The 18,349-nt window shown below is 59.8% G+C and carries 19 protein-coding genes; 18 read left to right on the forward strand and 1 reads right to left on the reverse strand.

From position 1 onward, the window contains the following. Positions 1 to 37 precede the first annotated feature (37 nt). From WA367_RS03315 to rcdA, 3 genes are all read left to right on the forward strand, one after another. Positions 38 to 808: a sulfite exporter TauE/SafE family protein gene (locus WA367_RS03315; protein WP_336055364.1), complete on the forward strand. Its 771-nt coding sequence runs from the start codon at positions 38 to 40 to the stop codon at positions 806 to 808. Positions 809 to 891: 83 nt separating this feature from the next. Further along, complete coding sequence (locus WA367_RS03320; protein WP_336055517.1) at positions 892 to 2,535, forward strand: acyl-CoA synthetase; 1,644 nt, start codon at positions 892 to 894, stop codon at positions 2,533 to 2,535. 352 nt (positions 2,536 to 2,887) lie between these two features. Continuing rightward, positions 2,888 to 3,418: a protease adaptor protein RcdA gene (gene rcdA, locus WA367_RS03325; RefSeq protein WP_336055365.1), complete on the forward strand. Its 531-nt coding sequence runs from the start codon at positions 2,888 to 2,890 to the stop codon at positions 3,416 to 3,418. A gap of 3 nt (positions 3,419 to 3,421) precedes the next feature. Here rcdA and WA367_RS03330 read toward each other — a convergent pair whose 3' ends face one another. Beyond that, positions 3,422 to 4,198 (reverse strand): sulfite exporter TauE/SafE family protein, encoded by a 777-nt coding sequence (locus WA367_RS03330; RefSeq protein ID WP_336055366.1) that lies wholly within the window; start codon positions 4,196 to 4,198, stop codon positions 3,422 to 3,424. A gap of 83 nt (positions 4,199 to 4,281) precedes the next feature. On the opposite strand from WA367_RS03330, the gene ruvC reads away from it, so the two are divergent. The 15 genes from ruvC (at position 4,282) to glmM (ending at position 18,260) form a co-directional block, all read left to right on the forward strand. Continuing rightward, positions 4,282 to 4,797 (forward strand): crossover junction endodeoxyribonuclease RuvC, encoded by a 516-nt coding sequence (gene ruvC / locus WA367_RS03335; RefSeq protein ID WP_336055367.1) that lies wholly within the window; start codon positions 4,282 to 4,284, stop codon positions 4,795 to 4,797. Continuing rightward, positions 4,794 to 5,414, forward strand: coding sequence for a Holliday junction branch migration protein RuvA (gene ruvA, locus WA367_RS03340; protein WP_336055368.1), 621 nt, complete (start codon positions 4,794 to 4,796; stop codon positions 5,412 to 5,414). The genes ruvC and ruvA overlap by 4 nt, the downstream gene beginning before the upstream one ends. Before the next feature lie 59 nt (positions 5,415 to 5,473). Continuing rightward, entirely contained in the window at positions 5,474 to 5,758 is a 285-nt protein-coding gene (locus WA367_RS03345; RefSeq protein ID WP_336055369.1) for an AbrB/MazE/SpoVT family DNA-binding domain-containing protein, read from the forward strand. After that, complete coding sequence (locus WA367_RS03350; RefSeq protein WP_336055370.1) at positions 5,755 to 6,153, forward strand: PIN domain-containing protein; 399 nt, start codon at positions 5,755 to 5,757, stop codon at positions 6,151 to 6,153. The genes WA367_RS03345 and WA367_RS03350 overlap by 4 nt, the downstream gene beginning before the upstream one ends. After that, positions 6,150 to 7,190, forward strand: a complete 1,041-nt coding sequence (gene ruvB / locus WA367_RS03355) for a Holliday junction branch migration DNA helicase RuvB (protein ID WP_036486016.1) — start codon at positions 6,150 to 6,152, stop codon at positions 7,188 to 7,190. The genes WA367_RS03350 and ruvB overlap by 4 nt, the downstream gene beginning before the upstream one ends. Continuing rightward, positions 7,190 to 7,642 (forward strand): tol-pal system-associated acyl-CoA thioesterase, encoded by a 453-nt coding sequence (gene ybgC, locus WA367_RS03360; protein WP_336055371.1) that lies wholly within the window; start codon positions 7,190 to 7,192, stop codon positions 7,640 to 7,642. Before ruvB ends, ybgC begins: the two co-directional genes overlap by 1 nt. Positions 7,643 to 7,900: 258 nt before the next feature. Next, positions 7,901 to 8,617 (forward strand): protein TolQ, encoded by a 717-nt coding sequence (tolQ, locus tag WA367_RS03365; protein WP_336055372.1) that lies wholly within the window; start codon positions 7,901 to 7,903, stop codon positions 8,615 to 8,617. A gap of 12 nt (positions 8,618 to 8,629) precedes the next feature. Further along, positions 8,630 to 9,079 carry a protein TolR gene (gene tolR / locus WA367_RS03370; protein ID WP_336055373.1) on the forward strand — a complete coding sequence of 150 codons (450 nt, stop codon included), beginning with the start codon at positions 8,630 to 8,632 and terminating at the stop codon, positions 9,077 to 9,079. A 4-nt stretch (positions 9,080 to 9,083) separates the two neighbouring features. Next, on the forward strand, positions 9,084 to 10,142 hold the full coding sequence (locus WA367_RS03375; protein ID WP_336055374.1) for a hypothetical protein: 1,059 nt from the start codon (positions 9,084 to 9,086) through the stop codon (positions 10,140 to 10,142). Positions 10,143 to 10,183: 41 nt separating this feature from the next. Next, positions 10,184 to 11,500: a Tol-Pal system beta propeller repeat protein TolB gene (gene tolB, locus WA367_RS03380; RefSeq protein ID WP_336055375.1), complete on the forward strand. Its 1,317-nt coding sequence runs from the start codon at positions 10,184 to 10,186 to the stop codon at positions 11,498 to 11,500. A gap of 194 nt (positions 11,501 to 11,694) precedes the next feature. Then, positions 11,695 to 12,213, forward strand: coding sequence for a peptidoglycan-associated lipoprotein Pal (pal, locus tag WA367_RS03385; protein ID WP_336055376.1), 519 nt, complete (start codon positions 11,695 to 11,697; stop codon positions 12,211 to 12,213). 190 nt (positions 12,214 to 12,403) lie between these two features. Then, positions 12,404 to 13,360 carry a tol-pal system protein YbgF gene (gene ybgF / locus WA367_RS03390; RefSeq protein WP_336055377.1) on the forward strand — a complete coding sequence of 319 codons (957 nt, stop codon included), beginning with the start codon at positions 12,404 to 12,406 and terminating at the stop codon, positions 13,358 to 13,360. A gap of 9 nt (positions 13,361 to 13,369) precedes the next feature. Next, positions 13,370 to 14,647 (forward strand): tRNA lysidine(34) synthetase TilS, encoded by a 1,278-nt coding sequence (gene tilS, locus WA367_RS03395; RefSeq protein ID WP_336055378.1) that lies wholly within the window; start codon positions 13,370 to 13,372, stop codon positions 14,645 to 14,647. Between the two features lie 93 nt (positions 14,648 to 14,740). Beyond that, the gene (ftsH, locus tag WA367_RS03400; protein ID WP_336055379.1) at positions 14,741 to 16,675 is read left to right on the forward strand and encodes an ATP-dependent zinc metalloprotease FtsH; all 1,935 of its coding nucleotides are present in this window, start codon (positions 14,741 to 14,743) and stop codon (positions 16,673 to 16,675) included. 232 nt (positions 16,676 to 16,907) lie between these two features. After that, positions 16,908 to 18,260 (forward strand): phosphoglucosamine mutase, encoded by a 1,353-nt coding sequence (gene glmM / locus WA367_RS03405; protein WP_336055380.1) that lies wholly within the window; start codon positions 16,908 to 16,910, stop codon positions 18,258 to 18,260. The last annotated feature ends 89 nt before the right edge of the window (positions 18,261 to 18,349 follow it).

The raw sequence follows: 18,349 nt of genomic DNA on the forward strand, positions 1-18,349 counted from the left end.
CGCGTCGCATTGATGCGTAGTGAATTCGGGCGACAGAATGACCGACCTCCTGACACAGCCGCAATTCATCGCAGCAGCGATCGTGGCGGTGCTGCTTGTGGGTATGTCCAAAGGCGGTTTCGGCGGCGCGATGGCGCTTCTTGGCGTGCCCATTCTTTCGCTAGTTGTTCCACCGGTACAGGCTGCCGCAATCCTTCTGCCGATCCTGATCGTGATGGATCTGGTGTCGCTATGGGCCTGGCGCGGCTACTATGACCCCCGGACGCTGATCGTCATGCTGCCGGGCGCGTTGATAGGTATCGGCATCGGCTGGCTTACTGCCGCTGTCGTGACGGAAGCGCATGTGCGCCTGATCGTGGGCGTGGTGGCGCTCATATTCTTCCTGCGCTGGCTGGTGGAGAAAGCAGGGCGTCGGGAACGCGTGGCAAATCACAATGCACCGCGCGGTGTCTTCTGGGGCTCGATTGCTGGCTTTACGAGCTTCGTGGCCCATGCCGGCGGTCCGCCCTACCAGGTCTATGCGCTGCCTCTGAAACAGGACCCGAAGCTCTACACAGGCACAAGCGTTGTCTTCTTTGCCGTGGTGAATGCGGTGAAGCTGATACCTTATTTCGCGCTCGGGCAGTTCGATACCACAAACCTCTCGATATCGTTGGCGCTGGCCCCTCTTGCGCCGCTGGCTACGCTTGCAGGCGTATGGCTCATCAAGAGAATGCGGGCGGAGATATTCTACCCGCTCATGTATGCGATGGTCTTCATCGTTTCGATCAAGCTCATACATGACGGCGTAAGCGGCATGTGGGGGTAGGGCGGCAATCGCCCTTCCGTGGGGATGGTGACGACAGCGCAACTGTGTGCTTTAACTGGGAAAACTGCCTTGGGAGGGGCATGATGGCGAACCCGTATGAACTCGATCTTGACCGCAATCCCGCAAATCATCAGCCGCTGACGCCGCTAACCCTTTTCGAGCGTGCTGCAAGGACCTTCCCCGATCATCCGGCCATCATCCACGGACGCATTCGGCGCAGTTACGCAGAGTTCTATGAGCGTTCCGTGAAGTTGGCGTCCGCGCTGTCGCGCAACGGTATCGCCGAGGGTGACACGGTAACCGTGATGCTCTCCAACACGCCCCCCATGCTGGAGGCGCATCATGCAGTGCCCATGACACAAGGCGTGCTCCACTCTCTCAACACGCGACTTGATGCGGCCATCATTGCCTTCCAGCTCGACCACGCCGAAAGCAAGGTGGTGATTGTCGATCGCGAGTTTTCGGGGGTCATGCGGGAGGCGCTGGCGCAGGCCCATGTCGAGCCGCTCGTCATCGATTACGATGACAGCGAATACCCAGCGGATGCACCCTACCCAAAGGGGGAGCGGATCGGCCGTATCGATTACGAGGAGTTTCTTGCCTCGGGTGATCCCGAATTCAAATGGAAGATGCCGGATGACGAGTGGGATGCGATCTCGCTCAACTATACGTCCGGGACGACGGGCAACCCCAAGGGTGTGGTCTATCACCATCGCGGTGCGGCACTCATGTGCTACTCCAACACCGTGCATGCCAGCATGCCGCGCCACCCGGTCTATCTGTGGACGCTGCCGATGTTCCACTGCAACGGATGGTGCTTTCCCTGGACGCTGTCGGTGCAGGCGGGCACGCATGTCTGTTTGCGCTGGGTGCGGGCGAAAGCCATGTACGATGCCATTGCGGACCACGGCGTTACTCAGATGTGCGGCGCGCCGATCGTCATGTCGACGCTCATCAATGCGCGCGACGAAGAGCGGCGGGAATTCGATCAGACGGTCGTGTTCAATACTGCTGCCGCACCACCGCCGGAATCCGTGCTTTCCGGCATGGCCGAGCAGGGTTTCCAGGTGACGCATCTCTATGGCCTGACGGAAACCTACGGTCCTTCGGTCGTCAACGAGTGGAAGTCCGACTGGAGCAATCTGGAACCGGCCGAGCAGGCGAAACAAAAGGCGCGTCAGGGCGTGCGTTACGCCGCGCTTGAGGGCCTGACCGTGATGGATCCGGTCTCGATGAAGGAAACGCCGCCGGATGGCGAGACTATCGGCGAGGTGATGTTCCGCGGCAACATCGTGATGAAGGGCTACCTGAAAAACCCGAATGCGACGCAGGAGGCTTTCGCGGGTGGGTGGTTCCATTCCGGTGACCTCGGTGTGATGCATCCCGATGGGTACATCCAGCTCAAGGACCGGTCCAAGGACATCATCATCTCCGGGGGCGAAAACATCTCGTCAATCGAGGTCGAGGATGCGCTCTACAAGCATCCCGCTGTCGCTGCCTGCGGTGTGGTTGCCAAGGAGGATGAGCGCTGGGGCGAGACCCCGATTGCGTTTGTAGAGCTCAAGCCCGGCAAGGAAGCAACGGCAGAGGACCTGATCGCGCATTGCAAAAGCCTGCTTGCCTCCTTCAAGTGCCCGAAGGAGATCGTCTTCGAGGAGATCCCGAAGACCTCCACCGGCAAGATCCAGAAATTTCGCCTGCGGGACATGGTCAAGAAGGAAGAGTGAGTCGTTCAACCCGATGCATTCGACAGGGTGGCGAAGCTGCGCGGATCGAGTTTTAGTCAAACTTAACGGCGCATGTTAACCATACATTAAGCTTTATGAGTGTTTACTGTGGGTATCCAGTGATCTGGATTCTTACCGAGTGGCTGGTGCCATTCTGTTTGACGCCTCCCTGTTAAACTCCTGAGAGCCGCCTTTGCGGCTCTTTTTTTGGCCGGATTGTGCGTTAACCTTTTGTTAAGAGGGGACTTGCCTTCACGCGGTGTGAGGCGCATCTTCCCCGGCAGCTTTTCACATTCAGCGCTGCAGGGCTTATCAGCCGGCGCACAGAGTTAGATTTCGGGGCGGATCTCGCATGGTAACGACGGGTACGGGCAGCGCCAAAACGGTCAAGCTGGCCGAGCGGAGGGTTTTCTCCCAGTCATTCAAGCCGCTTTACAATGAAGGCATGGGACTGGTCGAGGAAGCCGCAGAATATCTGGACGGACCGGGGCGTGCAGCGGCCAAGGGTCTGTCGAAGACCTCTGCAGGTCTTTATGCCGCCGAATCCATGCGCCTGACCACCCGGCTGATGCAGCTTGCCTCCTGGCTTCTCCTGCAGCGCGCCGCCAATGCCGGTGAAATGACGCGCGAGCAGGTGGCTGCCGAGAAAGCGAAAGTGCGCCTCGACACCGCTTCCACCGGGCGCGATGCGCCGGGCTGGGAAGGTCTGCCGGAAGAGTTTCGCGACCTTGTCGACCGTTCCCTGCGTCTGGAAGCGCTTGTGCGTCGCATGGATGAGGAAATCTACGGTCCTCACGAGGCAGACGGTGAAGACGAAGCGCTGAGCACGAATCCTGTCTCGGATCAGATCACGCTGCTGCGCACCGCGTTCGGTCGGGGCTGACCCTCACACGATCAGAGCACCTATGACGCTGCGCAAGGCCTGACCCACGGGCGGCATGGCCAGCAGCGCTGATGCGACGACAAGGCTGAAGGTGATGCGCCGGTAGGTCGCGTCGGCCGACCGGCCGTAAAGCAGCCATCCGATAGCGAGACCCGTCATGTAGAGTGGTGCCATTGCGGCGCCGAGCCAAACGCGTTCGGCTGTCAGAAATCCTGCGGCCCACTGGTTGGCGAAGGCGAAGACCTCTGCCAGCATGAACAGGGCCATCAGATTTGCGCGGATGATGAATGCCGGGGCTGCGGACGCCATCCAGTACATGATGACCGGCGGCCCCGGGATGGAAGCGATCCCACCCAGAAGGCCCGAAACTGCGCCGACCGCGGTGGATACCGGCCATGTTCTGGGGCCGTGATAGCGCCAGCCTTTCCATAGGAACACAGCGCAGACGAGAATGATGATGGAGATCGTCCAGCGCAGGATCTGCGGGTCGCCGAGTTTCAGCACCATGATGCCCACGGGTATGAACAGGGCGAGTCCGAGTGTTACGGGCAGCACTTCCCGCCAATGCACATGCTTGAGCACGGGCAGGGTCAGCGGAACGATCGGCAGGGAATCGATGATGACAACGATCACCACCGCCATGACAGGATCATAGAGCGCTGCCGCAACCGGGACCACTATGAGCCCTGTTCCGAAACCTGAAAGGCCGCGGGCGATTCCGGCGAGCATTATGGTGGTAGCGAGCAGATAGAAGCTCGTATCGAACGTGATGTCTGGCATGTTCCCGATCAGATGTTTGCGCACAGAGGCTGCCGCCACACGCATTTGGTGGCAATGCGCCTGTCGCTGGCTATTGTGGGGCCATGAACAGCGCGATTCGTATCATCGGCATCGACCCGGGGCTTCGGCGCACCGGTTGGGCCATCATAGAAAGTCTCGGCAACAGTCTCCATTTCGTGGCGGCCGGAACGGTCACGTCCGACGGCAAGGCGGATCTGGCCTCGCGCCTGTGCCAGCTTCATGACGGTTTGTCGAACGTCCTGCACGCGCATATGCCCGTGGAAGCAGCCGTTGAGCAGACATTCGTGAACAAGGACGCCACGGCTACCCTGAAGCTGGGACAGGCGCGCGGCATTGCCATGCTTGTACCCGCACTTGCAGGTCTTCCCGTCAGCGAATATGCGCCCAACGCGGTCAAGAAGACCGTGATCGGCGTCGGGCATGGCGACAAGAAACAGATTCACATGATGGTGAAAGTCCTTATGCCCCGAGCGAAATTCGACACCGACGATGCGGCTGATGCCATCGCCATCGCCATTTGCCACGCCCATCACCGGCAGTCCGCTCCTGCAAGGCTAGCCATGGAACTTGCGAAATGATCGGCAAGCTCAAGGGCATCATCGACGAGATTGCAGAGGACCATTGCGTGGTGGATGTCGGCGGCGTTGGCTATGTCGCCTATTGCCCGGCGCGTACGCTCTCCAGTCTTGAAGGCGAGGGGACGGCGGTCACGCTCTATATCGAGACCTATGTGCGCGAGGACATGATCCGCCTCTACGGCTTCCGCACGCAGCTTGAACGGGAGTGGTTTCGCCTGCTGCAGAACAATGTGCAGGGGGTAGGAGCCAAGGTGGCGTTGGCGGTTCTCTCGACGCTTTCGACGGCGGAGCTGGCTAATGCCATTGCGCTGAAGGATGTGGCGATGGTCGCGCGCGCGCCAGGCGTGGGCAAGAAGGTTGCCGAGCGGATTGTGACGGAACTGAAGAGCAAGGCTCCAGCCTATGCCGGAGATGCCACAGGCACGATCGGTCTCAAGCAGGAGCTTGGGGAGAATGCCGCACCAGCTCCAGTCGCCGACGCCGTTTCGGCACTCGCCAATCTCGGCTATTCGCGCGACCAGGCAGCGAGCGCTGTTGCTGCTGCCATGAAAAGTGCGGGCGAAGGGGCCGATGCGGGCGCGCTCATCCGGCTCGGCCTGAAAGAGCTGGCGCGGTAGGTTGGCTGGCCATTCTCCTTACTATATGATGGTCAGTAAGGAAAATCAGGAGCAGTAAGATGGGCGTCTATGCCACCCTCTCTTCCAAGGGGCAGCTGACAATACCGAAAGAGGTGCGTGACCAGCTTCACCTACGCGAAGGGACGCGCTTCTACATCACGATACGCAATGGTGAAATCGTGGCCATGCCCAAGAATGTTCAGGTGTCGGAACTCTCGGGCATGCTCGGACGTCCGCCATCGGGGGAAGTCTTGGCTGTCAGTACAATGGAAAGGGCGGTCGAAGACGCGGTGCTTGAAGATCATGAACGGGTTGAACGGCAGGACGGGTCGCAGAATTCATGATCGGTGTCGATACCAATGTATTGCTGCGCTTTCTTGTCGTGGATGATCCGGATCAGAACAGGGCGGCGGCGAACTTTTTTGCAGCAAGAACAGCAGAGGACCCGGCTTTCATCAGTGCGCTGGCTCTGGCAGAGACAGTCTGGCTTTTGATGCGCAGGATGAACTATCCGGCAGAGGCCGTGATCGAAGTTTTGCGCAAGCTTCTCGCAGCGGAAAGCATCGCTGTAGAGCATGCGGAAGAGCTTGGGATGCTGGTCTTCGACGAAGACCCGCCCGTGTCGGATCTCGCGGATTTTCTAATCGCATGGGCTGGCAAGCGGAGCGGCTGTTCGAGCAGTGTAACTTTTGACAAGCGGGCAGCAAGAACTGTGCCTGGTATGGAGCTTCTTTCATGAGTGAGGCCGATCGCCTGATAACGGCTGACAAGCGCGGCGAGGATGTGGATGCATCCCTCAGGCCGCAGACTTTGGATGACTTTGTCGGGCAGAAGGCGGCGCGGGCCAATCTGAAGGTTTTCATTGAAGCCGCACGCGGGCGCGGCGAGGCGCTGGATCATGTGCTTTTTGTCGGTCCGCCCGGACTGGGCAAGACGACGCTCGCGCAGATCATGGCGCGCGAGTTGGGCGTCAACTTCCGCTCGACTTCCGGACCGGTCATCGCCAAGGCGGGTGATCTGGCGGCATTGCTCACCAATCTGGAAGAGCGTGATGTGCTCTTCATCGATGAGATTCACCGGCTCAATCCTGCCGTTGAGGAAATCCTCTATCCTGCGATGGAGGATTATCAGCTCGATCTCATCATCGGCGAAGGGCCAGCGGCGCGGTCGGTCAAGATCGATCTTGCAAAATTCACGCTGGTGGCCGCGACAACGCGCCTAGGTCTGCTGACGACACCGCTGCGCGATCGGTTCGGTATTCCCGTTCGACTTGATTTCTACACGGTCGACGAGTTGCAGCATATCGTGACGCGCGGGGCACGCATTCTGGGCCTGCCCATGGCCGAGGATGGCGCGGAAGAGATCGCCCGCCGCGCGCGGGGAACGCCTCGTATCGCCGGGCGTCTTCTACGTCGCGTGCGCGACTTTGCGGCCGTTGCCGGCGCCGAGAAGGTCACACGCGAGGTAGCAGATCAGGCATTGTCACGGCTCGAAGTGGATTCCATGGGGCTCGATCAGCTCGATCGGCGTTACCTGACGATGATCACATCGAATTTTGGCGGCGGACCGGTGGGAATCGAGACCATTGCAGCAGCCCTTTCCGAGCCGCGCGATGCGATCGAGGACATCATCGAACCCTATCTCATTCAACAGGGCTTCATCCAACGCACCCCTCGCGGGCGCGTTCTGACCGCGCGTGCCTGGCAGCATATGGGGCTGGAGCCGCCGCAGGCCGTCACCGCCACCCAGATCAATCTTTTCCAGGAGGAGGATTGATGGCTGGCGAAAATGAGCTGGCGGGCGAGCTGACGGGCGAGGGGCACCGCTATCGCGCGCGCGTCTATTTTGCCGACACGGACTTCACGGGCGTTGTATATCACGCGCGCTATCTGGAATTTCTGGAGCGCGGACGGTCGGACTTTCTGCGGCTCGCCGGTGTACATCACACGGAGCTCGAAGAAGGCAAGCATGGTGGCGAAAAGCTCGCCTGGGTCGTCAGGCGGATGGAGATCGATTTCGTTCAGCCGGCTCGGATCGACGACATCATGACGGTGGAGACGAAGGTGGAGCGGCTTTCGGGCGCTCGAATATTCATGGCGCAGACAATCCAACGTGATGAGACGCTTCTGATAAAGGCCCGCGTTGAGGCCGCAATCATCAGCGCCAGCGGCAAGCCGAGGCGCTTTCCCAAGCAATGGGCTGCGGCTTTTCTTGGTGAAGCGGGTTAGTCATTCCGCGCTAAAAACAGCCTTGCACCTCCAGTTCCGCAGCGTCAGCGTAACGCTTAATTAACCATAAAGCCTCAAGACATTGAGCGGTATGGCTATGGTCCGTTGCGCCTTCCTTTTAACAAAATTGAAGGAAAGAAGAGCGCTGAGCAAAGCCCGCTGGGGGCGCTTTTACCGCTTGATTGGCGGGAGAAGAGCAAGTGGGCGGGGACGTGAAGTCAGATAGATGCTGCCCTTATCTTACGAGGACGAAGTTTCATGGAAAGTATAGCGCTCAACGCGCCGGGTGGTGACTTGTCGATCTGGTCGTTGTTTTGGGAAGCGGGCTGGGTGGTGAAGCTCGTCATGATCGGGCTTCTGGGTGCCTCGATCTGGTCGTGGGCCATCATTGTCGACAAGCTGGTTTCCTATGCGCGCATGCGCATGGCGCTCAACCGCTTCGAGCAGGTCTTCTGGTCCGGTCAGTCGCTGGAAGAGCTTTACCGTTCGCTTTCGGAGCGCAAGACAACCGGCATGGGCTCCATTTTCGTTGCCGCAATGCGCGAGTGGAAGAAAAGCTTCGAAAAGGGTGCGCGCTCACCGCATGGTTTGCAGATGCGCATCGACAAGGCCATGGATCTGGCGCTTGCCCGCGAGATGGAACGGCTTGAGGGCCGGCTCGGCTTTCTGGCCTCCATCGGTTCGGCAGCGCCGTTCATCGGCCTGTTCGGTACCGTGGTCGGTATCATGACGTCGTTCCAGGCCATTGCCGGATCGAAATCCACCAATCTCGCCGTTGTCGCTCCCGGTATTGCGGAAGCGCTTCTGGCAACCGCGATCGGTCTGCTCGCCGCCATTCCCGCCGTTATCGGCTACAACAAGCTGACTTCTGACGCAGGCAAGATCGGCGCGCGCATGGAAGGCTTCGCCGATGAGTTCTCGGCCATACTCTCGCGGCAAATCGATGAAAAGGTCGCGCCCCGGAATCAGGGCTGAGGAGCAACTAGCATGGGCATGTCGGTAGGCGCCCCTCGCGGGGCCGGTGGGCACAGAAGGCGCGGCCGCAAGCAGGCGCTGATGTCGGAAATCAACGTCACGCCCTTCGTGGACGTGATGCTGGTGCTTCTCATCATCTTCATGGTTGCAGCACCGTTGATGACGGTTGGCGTGCCGATCGATCTTCCCGAAACGCAGGCGAAGGCGCTGAATTCCGAGACGCAGCCGATCACCGTGTCGGTGAACAATGAAGGGCAGATCTTCCTTCAGGAGACGGAGATTCCGATCGACGAAGTCGTGCCGAAACTCGAAGCCATCGCTCAGGCGGGCTACGAAGAACGCATCTATGTGCGTGGCGACAAGGCTGCCGACTACGGAACGGTCATGCGGGTGATGGCGCGCATTTCGGCGGCCGGTTTCCGCAATCTCGGTCTCGTGACACTCCAGGAACAGGACTCTTAAGGCCATGAAGGCGGGGCTTGCCACATCGGTTGCTTTGCACGCTGCGATGCTCGGCGTCGGCCTGTTCACGCTGTCGGCGCCGCGCGCCTTCGAGGTGGCGGATGTCGAGGCGCTGCCGGTAGACATCATTCCTGTCGATGCGCTGACGCAGATACAGGAAGGCCAGAAGGAAGCGCCGAAGCTGGACAAGCCAGCACCGACACCGACCAAGCGGCCCGACACGGTTGAAGACGCAACCAAGGTTGGTGAGGCGGATCAGGATCAGGAAGCACCGCCGACGCCGGAAGCCAAGCCAAGACCTGTCGAACAGGCCTCAGAGCCTCCGCCAGCGCCCAAGCCTGTCCCCAAGCCAGTCGAGAAACCGGTCGAAGAACCGAAGATTGCCGAGGCGAAGCCGCAACCGGCACCTGAGCCCGAGCGCGAGCCAGAAGCACAGCCGCGTCAGGAAGTGACACCGGAGCCGACATCTGAACCGCTGGTGGCTGAAAATCCTGTCGAGGAAAGCCTGAAGCTGCCTGACAGTGCACCTGTCCCGCAGGCTCGTCCGCAGCCCCCCAAGCCGCAAACCGCCAAGGCTCCTGAGCGCCAGAAGGCGGAAGAAAAACCGGCCCAGCAGCAGGCTCAGAAGAGCGAGAAGAAAGAGTCCGAGGTTCTGGACCAGGTTGCCGCGCTCCTGAACAAGGAGAAGGCATCCGGTGGCGGGGCCAAACGATCGCAGGAACAGGCTTCACTCGGCGGCGAGAGCAAAACCGCTGGTGAAAAGCTGACACAGAGCGAGATGGACGCGCTTCGCGGCCAGATCCAGCGCTGCTGGAATGTGCCTGCCGGTGCCTTGGATGCGGAAAATCTCCGCGTCTCGGTGAAGTTCAAGCTTGATCCGAGCGGGGCTGTCGAAGGCTCGCCGGAGATCATTTCCGGGGGCAGCGGTTCGACGGTCGAGCGCGCAGCGGCAGCATCGGCACGTCGTGCCATCCTGCAATGCGCGCCCTATAACCTGCCTGCCGACAAATATAGTGCCTGGGCAGACGTCATCGTGAATTTCGATCCATCTGACATGTTCTGACGAAACTGACCGGCGAAACCGAAACGAAGAGGCAATTGCTGATGCGAAATATCCTCAAGGCATCTCTGGCCATCGCGGTCTTTGCCGCTGCGATGATCGGTATGGCTTCAACACCGGCGCGTGCGCTGGTGGAAATCGATGTGAACAAGGGTGTGGTCGAGCCAACCCCGATTGCGGTCACCGACTTCTTGTCGGGTGACAGCAGGGGCGCGGAAATCAGCGGTGTAATCGCCGCCGATCTGCGCCGTTCCGGCTTGTTCGCGCCCATCAACAAGGCGGCATTCATCGAGAAGATTTCCAATCCCGATGTCGCGCCGCGCTTCGAGGACTGGAAGGTTCTGAATGCGCAGGCCGTGGTTACCGGTCGTGTGACGCAGGAGGCAGACGGTCGTCTGCGTGCGGAATTCCGCCTTTGGGATACCTTCACCGGCCAGCAGCTGGTGGGTGAGCAGCTTTTTGCTGATGCAAAGAACTGGCGCCGCATCGCGCATATCATTGCTGACACGATCTATGAGCAGTTCACCGGCGAGAAGGGCTATTTCGACAGCCGCATTGTTTATGTGGCGGAGTCGGGCCCGAAGGATAACCGCGTGAAGCGTCTTGCGATCATGGATCAGGATGGTGCCAACCATGCTTATCTGAGCAATGGCCGCTCCATTGTGCTGACGCCGCGCTTCTCGCCGCAGCAGCAGGAACTGACCTACATGTCCTACGAAAGCGGGCAGCCTCAGGTCTATCTTCTGCAGCTTGAGACGGGTCAGCGGGAGCTTGTGGGCAATTTCCCCGGCATGACCTTTGCGCCGCGCTTCTCGCCCAATGGTGACAAGGTCATCATGAGCCTCCTGCGTGACGACGGTAATTCCAACATCTTCACGATGGACCTGCGCACTCGTGCAACCGCTCGTCTGACGGATACCAACGCGATTGATACGTCGCCTTCCTACTCACCGGATGGCAGCCAGATTGTCTTCACATCCGACCGTGGCGGCCGGGCCCAGATCTATGTGATGGGCGCGGATGGCAGCAATCAGCGGCGCATTTCCTTTGGTAACGGCTCCTATTCCACCCCTGTTTGGTCGCCGCGCGGTGACCTTATCGCCTTCACTAAGCAGAGCGGTGGCGAGTTCCAGATCGGGGTCATGCGCACCGATGGTTCGGGCGAGCGCATTCTCACCTCCGGCTATCTGCAGGAAGGTCCGACCTGGTCGCCGAACGGACGTGTGATCATGTTCTTCCGTCAGGCTGCAGGTGCTCCCGGCCCGAAGCTCTATTCGATTGATCTGACCGGCCGTAACGAACAGCAGATCCCTACGCCCGACTTTGCTTCGGACCCTGCCTGGTCGCCCTTGCGCAACTGATCGCCGCCTTTCAGCCGCATTTGGCAGTAGGTATGCCACATAACGGAGCTGCTTCGGCAGCTTCGTTTAGAGGGGGAGAGGGGCAGGAAACCGACCCGCAACCTTTCCTTAACCCTGTTTCTTGAGGGTTCCTTAACTTTGGTATGGTTACTGGAGCCTGAAGCAGTTCACCTGTATTTTAAGGAGAGACGGCAATGCGCCGTATCGCAGCGCTCACGAAAAATCCCGCCATCATCGTGCTGTTCACAGCCCTGGCTGTTGCCGGCTGTCGCTCAAAGCAGCAGGTGCCGAACAATGCCGCCGAGCTCGGCCTTGGTGCTGGCGCAGGCGCATCGGCTGCAACACCCGGTTCTACCCAGGAGTTCACTGTCACTGTCGGTGACCGCATCTTCTTTGATACGGACTCCACGCTGATCCGCGCCGATGCCCAGGCCACCCTTGCGCGCCAGGCGCAGTGGCTCAACCGCTATTCCAACTACACGATCACGCTTGAAGGTCATGCCGACGAACGTGGTACGCGTGAGTACAACCTGGCGCTTGGTGCGCGTCGTGCCGCCGCTGCGCGCGATTACCTCGTCAGCCAGGGCGTGGCAGCCAACCGCATCCGCACGATTTCCTACGGCAAGGAACGTCCGGTTGCGACCTGTGACGACATTTCCTGCTGGTCGCAGAACCGCCGTGCTGTAACCGTGCTCAATGGTGCCGGAAGCTAGTTTCCGCCACAGCGCATGACAAGATTGGAAAGGCGGTGCTTCGGTGCCGCCTTTTTTCATGCTTTCCGTGCTTTCTCATTGCTTCGACGAAGTACAATCAAAATTTGGCCGAAGTCTCACGTCCTGTTAAAAGGAGCGTCGGTCGTGTCATTGACCGAATTCTCGAGCTGTTTCTGGAGAAAGAGACGAAATGTCATTTCGCAGTAGCGTGTTACGTGCCGGACTGCTGCCCGTCATTCTAGCCATCGCGGCCGGTTCGGCGAGCGCTGGCGGGCTTCATCCGGTACCGAAAATGCAGGTGGGGGCGCAGGATGCGCCTGTCGTACGTGTGCAGGCGGTCGATCCCAGGGTCACCGCGCTTCAGGAAGAGGTCCGTCGTCTAAACGGGCTGGTGGAAGAATTGAACTTCCAACTCCTGCAGACGCAGGATGAAATCCGCCGCATGAAGGAAGACAACGAGTTCCGTTTCCAGGAGCTTGAAGGCAAGCAAACGGATGCCGGCTCTTCAGCCGGTTCCGCTTCCTCGCAAACGGCACAGGCGCCGGATGCGGGCGGCAGTGAAGCAGATGCGGGCGGTACCGCCACGGCATCTGCACCTTCCGGATCGGGCAATGAAGCGTCACAGACCGGTGAGCCGCCGCGTACGCTTGGCTCCATCACCTTTGATGAGAACGGCAATGTCATTGCCGGCGACAACGAAATTCCGATGGACATGCTGCCGGAGAACGGGACGGATACCGAAATGGCGGCCCTTCCGGACACGAGCAGCCCGGACGAGCTTTACCGCAACTCCTACGAGTTCATCCTTTCCGGCGACTACAAGACGGCCGAAGCAGGTTTCCGGCAATATCTCGACCGCTATCCCGAAGGGGAAAACGAGGCGGATGCCAAGTTCTGGCTCGGGGAAGCCCTGTTGGGGCAGGATCGCCACCGCGAGGCCGCAGAGATTTTCCTGCAGGCAAACCGGGCCCACCCCTCCGCCAAGAAGGCCCCGGAAATGCTTCTCAAGCTCGGCATCGCACTTGCTGCGATGAATCAACGAGATGTGGCCTGTGCCACCTATAGCGAGATCAGCCAACGCTATCCGCAGGTTTCCGATGCGCTCAAGCAGCGTGTCGAACAAGAACGGTCTTTCGCCGGCTGCTGAGCCGAGAGCGTGACCGCTTTATTCAAATCCTTTGACAGTCTGGACATGAAGCGCGGCGAAGCTGTCGTCGTTGCCGTGTCGGGTGGAAGCGATTCTCTTGCATTGCTTCTTGCGGCGCAGTCCTACATCGAAACGCGCGGCAAGCACTGGTCGCTGCACGCTGTCACCGTGGACCACGGATTGCGAGAGGCTTCCGCGGGAGAGGCGGAGCTCGTGGCGGCATTATGCGCGGCGCGTGGGATCTCCCATCGTACAATGCGCTGGACTGGCCGCAAACCTGCCACGGGCATCATGGCCGCTGCCCGCGAGGCGCGCATGGCGCTGCTCTCGCAATGCGCTGCAGAACTCGGTGCACGGGTCGTGCTTGTCGGCCATACGGCAGACGATCAGGCCGAAACCATCGCAATGCGCCGTATGCGCGGAGAGGGGCGCGGCATAGCAGGAATTGCACTGGCCACGCTCTACCGCGGGCGGGTCTGGTTCGTGAGGCCGTTGCTCGGATGCCGCAGGCAGGACCTGCGCGATTGGCTTGGTGCGCGTCAAATTTCGTGGATCGACGATCCGAGCAACGAAAACCGAAATTACGAGCGGGTGGCGACCCGCAAGCAGCTTGCAGGAACGGGGGTGGAAGACCTTCTGAAGGTGCAGAGGGAAGCGATGGCCAAACGCCTTGCTGACAATGCCCGCCTCGCGTCCTTCTGCGACAGCTATCTGGATCTGGATGCCGATCGACGCCTTGTGGTGAACCGGGATGCGCTGCTTGATCTGCCGCATGATGTGGCCCTTCTTGCCATCAAAGTGTTGAGTGCCGTGGCAGGTGGTGCGACGCATTTGCCGGACGAGGCTTCTGCCGAGCGTTTGCTTGAGCAGCTCGTTCATGGGAGAGGCGGAAGCCTTTCACGCGCTGTCATTGCGCCGCGTCAGGGGCTGATTGCCTTCACGCGAGAGCAGCGTGGCCTGCCGAAAATCGACCTGGCGCGGGTGGACACGGGCAAGCCATTCATGTGGGACGGGCGCTTCGAGGGAACGCTGCTTTCTCCAGCCAGCGGATATGTGGTCGCGCATGGTCGGGCCGCAGAGCCTGCCTTGTTTTGCGAGGGCGAGCCGGTTGAGGAAGACGTCCAGAACAAGTTCCTTGCTCTGGAGCGGGTTGTCGCGCCCTGGGCGCATCTGCTTCCGAGCTTTGATCTGACACTTGCAACGGCTATCGGCAAAGTGATCGGCGCAAGAATACCGCTGACCTTGCCTCTGCGCGGCCATAATGGCAGGCAAGGCTTAACCGAATGAGGTAGATGCGCTTGGCAAGGCCATGCGCGCTCCCTATGTTAGAACAGATATCCAAATGACGTTGCCGGCCTCGGCGCACTCACGGGACGCTTTATGAATCCGAACTACAGAAATTTCGCGCTGTGGGCGATAATCGCGGTGTTGCTCATTGCACTGTTCAACCTGTTCCAGGCGCCGCAGCAGCGCAGTGCATCGCGCGATATTGCCTATTCCGAGTTCCTGCAGGACCTTTCTGCAGGACGGGTAGACACGGTGACAATCACCGGTGACCGGATTACCGGCACCTATACCGACAACAAGGCCACATTCCAGACCTACTCGCCGGGTGACGATTCACTTGTGCAGCGACTGGAAGAGCGCGGCGTGACAATCAATGCACGGCCGGAGAATGACGGTTCAAATTCGATCCTCGGCTACTTCATCTCCTGGCTGCCGATGATCCTCATTCTGGGCGTATGGATATTCTTCATGCGCCAGATGCAGTCCGGTTCGGGGCGTGCAATGGGCTTCGGCAAGTCCAAGGCCAAGCTTTTGACGGAAGCGCATGGGCGCGTGACGTTCCAGGACGTTGCGGGCGTCGATGAGGCCAAGGAAGATCTGGAAGAGATCGTCGAGTTCCTGCGCGATCCTCAGAAGTTCCAGCGTCTCGGCGGCAAGATCCCGCGCGGCGTGCTGCTTGTCGGTCCTCCCGGAACGGGTAAGACGCTTCTCGCGCGCTCCGTCGCGGGTGAGGCGAATGTGCCATTCTTCACCATCTCTGGTTCAGACTTCGTCGAGATGTTCGTCGGTGTGGGTGCATCCCGTGTCCGTGACATGTTCGAGCAGGCCAAGAAAAACGCGCCCTGCATCATCTTCATCGATGAGATCGATGCGGTTGGTCGTCACCGCGGTGCCGGTCTTGGCGGCGGCAATGACGAGCGCGAGCAGACGCTGAACCAGCTTCTGGTCGAGATGGACGGCTTTGAGGCCAATGAGGGCATCATCCTTATTGCAGCCACCAACCGTCCCGACGTCCTTGATCCTGCACTTCTGCGCCCGGGCCGTTTTGACCGCCAGGTTGTTGTACCAAATCCGGATGTGTCGGGTCGTGAGAAGATCCTGAAGGTTCATGTGCGCAATGTGCCGCTTGCTCCGAATGTCGATTTGAAGGTTGTTGCACGCGGCACGCCTGGCTTCTCAGGCGCGGACCTTGCCAATCTGGTGAACGAAGCCGCACTCATGGCTGCTCGTCGCAACAAGCGGCTGGTGACCATGCAGGAATTCGAGGACGCCAAGGACAAGGTCATGATGGGTGCCGAGCGCCGCTCGCACGCCATGACGCAGGAAGAGAAGGAGCTGACCGCATATCACGAGGCCGGTCACGCCATCGTCGCTCTCAATGTCCCGAAGGCAGATCCGGTTCACAAGGCGACGATCATTCCGCGCGGTCGCGCGCTTGGCATGGTGATGCAGCTGCCGGAAGGCGACCGCTACTCCATGAGCTACAAGTGGATGATCTCGCGTCTTGCCATCATGATGGGCGGCCGCGTGGCCGAAGAGCTCAAATTCGGCAAGGAGAACATCACCTCCGGTGCTTCCTCCGACATTGAACAGGCAACCAAGCTTGCCCGCGCCATGGTTACCCAGTGGGGCTTCTCGGACGAGCTCGGCCAGGTGGCTTACGGCGAGAACCAGGAAGAAGTCTTCCTCGGTCACTCGGTTGCACGCCAGCAGAACATGTCGCAGGAGACGCAGCAGAAGATCGACAGCGAAGTCCGCCGTCTGATCGATGAGGCGTACGAGACGGCGCGTGACATTCTCACCAGGAAAAACAAGGAATGGATCGCGATCGCTGAAGGTCTTCTCGAATACGAGACGCTTTCGGGTGATGAGATCCAGGCGATCATGCGCGGCGACAAGCCCTCGCGCGACATGGGTGACGACACGCCTCCTTCGCGTGGCTCCACGGTTCCAAAGGCCGGTGCCCGCAAGGAAGGCAAGAATGGCGAAGAGCCGGATGCCGGCATGGAGCCGCAACCCCAGGGGTAGCTTAGCCATTGTCCCCAGAACATCATGCGCTGCAACGTGAACGCGTTGCGGCGCTTTCTTTTACGGGATGCTGCCGCTAAGACTTTGCTAACCATGAATGGCAAGCCGCTGTTCATATGGTTAGTTTACAACTTCTCACATAATGTGATGCCTTATCGCCCGGTGATCTGTGGCAAAGGGTAGGGATTGCTTCGTGGGGAAGAGTTCCAAACCAGTTCAGGTAGTCTAGAAGATGGCCAGAAAATATTTCGGCACCGACGGCATTCGCGGGCGCGCCAACCGTTTTCCGATGACTGCAGATGTTGCCATGAAAGTTGGCATGGCTGCAGGTCTGACCTTCCAGAACGGCAATCATCGCCATCGGGTGGTTCTGGGCAAGGATACCCGTCTATCGGGCTATATGATCGAAAACGCACTTGTGGCGGGCTTTTGCGCCGCAGGCATGGACGTCTTCCTTCTCGGCCCGATCCCCACGCCGGCTGTTGCCATGCTCGTGCGTTCCCTGCGCGCCGATATCGGCGTCATGATCTCCGCCTCGCACAACCCCTATCACGACAACGGTATCAAGCTGTTCGGTCCTGACGGATACAAACTTTCCGACAAGATTGAGGGCCGCATCGAAGCGATGCTGGACAAGGAAGTCGAGCTGGCACTGGCGGATGCGGATTCGCTTGGCCGCGCGAAGCGTGTTGATGGTGTGCATGACCGCTATATCGAGCACGCGAAGCGTACGCTTCCACGCGCCATGTCCCTCTCGGGTCTGCGTATCGTGATCGATTGCGCGAATGGCGCTGCCTACCGTGTTGCGCCAGCTGCGCTGTGGGAACTCGGTGCCGAGGTCATAACGATCCACAATGACCCGAACGGCCTCAACATCAATGATGATTGCGGCTCCACCCACCCGGCGAGCCTGGCCAAGAAGGTTCATGAAGTTCGCGCCGATATCGGCATCGCGCTTGATGGCGATGCTGACCGTGTGGTGATCGTGGACGAGAACGGTTCGGTCATCGACGGTGACCAGATCATGGCGCTTATTGCCCAGTCCTGGCACGAGGCCGGTCGCCTGACCGGCGGTGGCGTGGTGGCGACCGTCATGTCCAATCTGGGCCTTGAGCGCTTCCTTGGTGAGCGTGAACTCAAGCTGCACCGCACGAAGGTGGGCGATCGCTATGTGGTTGAACATATGCGCGCCCATGGTCTGAATGTGGGCGGCGAGCAGTCAGGCCACGTCATCCTCTCGGACTTCTCCACATCCGGCGATGGTCTTGTCACCGCCTTGCAGGTGCTTGCCTGCATCAAGCGTCAGAACAAGCCTGCAAGTGAAGTATGCCGCAAGTTCGAGCCCGTTCCGCAGGTCCTGAAGAATGTGCGCACCGGTGGTGGAAAGCCGCTTGAGAACGCGCAGGTGAAGTCGGCAATTGCCGATGCTGAGAAGAAGCTGGGCAAGAGTGGGCGCCTCGTCATCCGGCCGTCGGGTACGGAGCCTTTGATCCGCGTCATGGCGGAAGGCGACAATCCGGATCTGGTCAATACCGTGGTGGATGACATCATCAGCGCCATCAGCGATGTGCGCTCGGCTGCCTGACTATAGCTACAGATCATCAAGATCAAAAACCGCGGTGATGGGTGCATCACCGCGGTTTTTCTTTGCGCGCCTGCCTAGGCGCAAGTCGC

Source organism: Nitratireductor sp. CH_MIT9313-5 (assembly GCF_037029545.1).
Taxonomy (GTDB): Bacteria; Pseudomonadota; Alphaproteobacteria; order Rhizobiales; family Rhizobiaceae; genus Chelativorans.